A 3,201-nucleotide genomic window follows, 5' to 3' on the forward strand; every position below is an offset into this window, starting at 1 on the left:
ATTTGATGCCTGGCAGTTCCCTACTCTCGCATGGGGAGACCCCACACTACCATCGGCGCTACGGCGTTTCACTTCTGAGTTCGGCATGGGGTCAGGTGGGACCACCGCGCTACGGCCGCCAGGCAAATTCTGTTATTGACCGTTATATCTCCATATAACCATCAATCTAATCCTGAACTAAGCTGAAAATCTTTCGTCTCTCAAAACACCTTCGGTGTTGTAAGGTTAAGCCTCACGGATCATTAGTACTGGTTAGCTCAACGTATCGCTACGCTTACACACCCAGCCTATCAACGTCGTCGTCTTCAACGTTCCTTCAGGACCCTTAAAGGGTCAGGGAGAACTCATCTCGGGGCAAGTTTCGCGCTTAGATGCTTTCAGCGCTTATCTTTTCCGCATTTAGCTACCGGGCAATGCCATTGGCATGACAACCCGAACACCAGTGATGCGTCCACTCCGGTCCTCTCGTACTAGGAGCAGCCCCCCTCAATTCTCCAGCGCCCACGGCAGATAGGGACCGAACTGTCTCACGACGTTCTAAACCCAGCTCGCGTACCACTTTAAATGGCGAACAGCCATACCCTTGGGACCTACTTCAGCCCCAGGATGTGATGAGCCGACATCGAGGTGCCAAACACCGCCGTCGATATGAACTCTTGGGCGGTATCAGCCTGTTATCCCCGGAGTACCTTTTATCCGTTGAGCGATGGCCCTTCCATTCAGAACCACCGGATCACTAAGACCTGCTTTCGCACCTGCTCGAGCCGTCACTCTCGCAGTCAAGCTAGCTTATGCCTTTGCACTAACCTCACGATGTCCGACCGTGATTAGCTAACCTTCGTGCTCCTCCGTTACGCTTTAGGAGGAGACCGCCCCAGTCAAACTACCCACCAGACACTGTCCGCAACCCGGATCACGGGTCTACGTTAGAACATCAAACATTAAAGGGTGGTATTTCAAGGTTGGCTCCACGCAGACTGGCGTCCACGCTTCAAAGCCTCCCACCTATCCTACACATCAAGGCTCAATGTTCAGTGTCAAGCTATAGTAAAGGTTCACGGGGTCTTTCCGTCTTGCCGCGGGTACACTGCATCTTCACAGCGATTTCAATTTCACTGAGTCTCGGGTGGAGACAGCCTGGCCATCATTACGCCATTCGTGCAGGTCGGAACTTACCCGACAAGGAATTTCGCTACCTTAGGACCGTTATAGTTACGGCCGCCGTTTACCGGGGCTTCGATCAAGAGCTTCTCCTTGCGGATAACCCCATCAATTAACCTTCCGGCACCGGGCAGGCGTCACACCGTATACGTCCACTTTCGTGTTTGCACAGTGCTGTGTTTTTAATAAACAGTTGCAGCCAGCTGGTATCTTCGACTGCCTTCAGCTCCACCCGCGAGGGGTTTCACTTACCGACAGCGTGCCTTCTCCCGAAGTTACGGCACCATTTTGCCTAGTTCCTTCACCCGAGTTCTCTCAAGCGCCTTGGTATTCTCTACCTGACCACCTGTGTCGGTTTGGGGTACGATTCAATGTTACCTGATGCTTAGAGGCTTTTCCTGGAAGCAGGGCATTTGTTACTTCAGCACCGTAGTGCCTCGTCATCACACCTCAGCGTTAATAAGCGTCCGGATTTACCTAAACGCTCCGCCTACATGCTTAAACCGGGACAACCGTCGCCCGGCTAACATAGCCTTCTCCGTCCCCCCTTCGCAGTAACACCGAGTACAGGAATATTAACCTGTTTCCCATCGACTACGCCTTTCGGCCTCGCCTTAGGGGTCGACTCACCCTGCCCCGATTAACGTTGGACAGGAACCCTTGGTCTTCCGGCGAGCGGGCTTTTCACCCGCTTTATCGTTACTTATGTCAGCATTCGCACTTCTGATACCTCCAGCAAACCTCACAGTTCACCTTCAACGGCTTACAGAACGCTCCCCTACCCAACAACACATAGTGTCGCTGCCGCAGCTTCGGTGCATGGTTTAGCCCCGTTACATCTTCCGCGCAGGCCGACTCGACCAGTGAGCTATTACGCTTTCTTTAAATGATGGCTGCTTCTAAGCCAACATCCTGGCTGTCTGTGCCTTCCCACATCGTTTCCCACTTAACCATGACTTTGGGACCTTAGCTGGCGGTCTGGGTTGTTTCCCTCTTCACGACGGACGTTAGCACCCGCCGTGTGTCTCCCGTGATAACATTCTTCGGTATTCGTAGTTTGCATCGGGTTGGTAAGCCGGGATGGCCCCCTAGCCGAAACAGTGCTCTACCCCCGAAGATGAGTTCACGAGGCGCTACCTAAATAGCTTTCGGGGAGAACCAGCTATCTCCCGGTTTGATTGGCCTTTCACCCCCAGCCACAAGTCATCCGCTAATTTTTCAACATTAGTCGGTTCGGTCCTCCAGTTAGTGTTACCCAACCTTCAACCTGCCCATGGCTAGATCACCGGGTTTCGGGTCTATACCCTGCAACTTAACGCCCAGTTAAGACTCGGTTTCCCTGCGGCTCCCCTATACGGTTAACCTTGCTACAGAATATAAGTCGCTGACCCATTATACAAAAGGTACGCAGTCACCCCATAAAGAGGCTCCCACTGCTTGTACGTACACGGTTTCAGGTTCTTTTTCACTCCCCTCGCCGGGGTTCTTTTCGCCTTTCCCTCACGGTACTGGTTCACTATCGGTCAGTCAGGAGTATTTAGCCTTGGAGGATGGTCCCCCCATATTCAGACAGGATACCACGTGTCCCGCCCTACTCTTCGAACTCACAGTATGTGCATTTTAGTGTACGGGAGTATCACCCTGTACCCTGCGACTTTCCAGACGCTTCCACTAACACACAAACTGATTCAGGTTCTGGGCTGCTCCCCGTTCGCTCGCCGCTACTGGGGGAATCTCGGTTGATTTCTTTTCCTCGGGGTACTTAGATGTTTCAGTTCCCCCGGTTCGCTTCATTACGCTATGTATTCACGTAATGATAGTGTGACGAATCACACTGGGTTTCCCCATTCGGAAATCGCCGGCTATAACGGTTCATATCACCTTACCGACGCTTATCGCAGATTAGCACGTCCTTCATCGCCTCTGACTGCCAGGGCATCCACCGTGTACGCTTAGTCGCTTAACCTCACAACCCGAAGGTGTCTCGTAAGACACAATCGCTGTTGTGAAAATTTGAGAGACTCGAACATGTCTTAACCT

At 52.4% G+C, this 3,201-nt stretch carries 2 rRNA genes; both read right to left on the reverse strand.

The window, feature by feature from the left end:
* Positions 1 to 7: 7 nt before the first annotated feature.
* Positions 8 to 123: ribosomal RNA gene (gene rrf / locus F3J26_RS22490) — 5S ribosomal RNA — on the reverse strand.
* A gap of 98 nt (positions 124 to 221) precedes the next feature.
* A 23S ribosomal RNA gene (locus F3J26_RS22495) occupies positions 222 to 3,127 on the reverse strand.
* Positions 3,128 to 3,201 lie beyond the last annotated feature (74 nt).

The sequence above is a fragment of the Enterobacter sp. Ap-867 genome (assembly GCF_011752855.1).
Classification (GTDB): Bacteria; Pseudomonadota; Gammaproteobacteria; order Enterobacterales; family Enterobacteriaceae; genus Cedecea.